Here is a 444-nt window from a genome sequence, read left to right as displayed (position 1 = left end):
AAGCGGAAGACGGGATTCGAACCCGCGACCCCCACCATGGCAAGGTGATGTTCTACCACTGAACTACTTCCGCATATTACAAGTGCCGACTATAGGAGTCGAACCTACGACCTTCTGTTTACAAGACAGATGCTCTACCAGCTGAGCTAAGTCGGCATGCACATGTATTATTATACCAAACCGTTAGACATTTGGCAATGAGCCGTGTGGGGATCGAACCCACGACCCTCTGATTAAAAGTCAGATGCTCTACCAACTGAGCTAACGGCTCATGAGCATTGGTGCTCAATGGAGGATACAGGGCTCGAACCTGTGACCCTCTGCTTGTAAGGCAGATGCTCTCCCAACTGAGCTAATCCTCCATAAATGCGTGGCAACGTCCTATCCTCGCAGGGAGCGATCCCCCAACTACTTTCGGCGTGTTGAAGCTTAACTTCTGTGTTC

The 444-nt window shown here is 50.5% G+C and carries 4 tRNA genes; all 4 read right to left on the bottom strand.

The annotated features are described in order from the left end of the window. Position 1: 1 nt before the first annotated feature. A tRNA-Gly gene (locus QOS07_RS09350) sits at positions 2-73 on the bottom strand. Between the two features lie 10 nt (positions 74-83). After that, positions 84-156 (bottom strand) — tRNA-Thr (locus QOS07_RS09345). A gap of 42 nt (positions 157-198) precedes the next feature. Next, positions 199-271, bottom strand: a tRNA-Lys gene (locus QOS07_RS09340). Between the two features lie 18 nt (positions 272-289). Next, positions 290-362: transfer RNA gene (locus QOS07_RS09335), tRNA-Val, on the bottom strand. Between the last annotated feature and the right edge of the window lie 82 nt (positions 363-444).

The organism is Limosilactobacillus viscerum (genome assembly GCF_947387525.1).
Taxonomy (GTDB): Bacteria; Bacillota; Bacilli; order Lactobacillales; family Lactobacillaceae; genus Limosilactobacillus; species Limosilactobacillus viscerum.
This window is presented reverse-complemented; position numbering and strand designations above follow the sequence as displayed.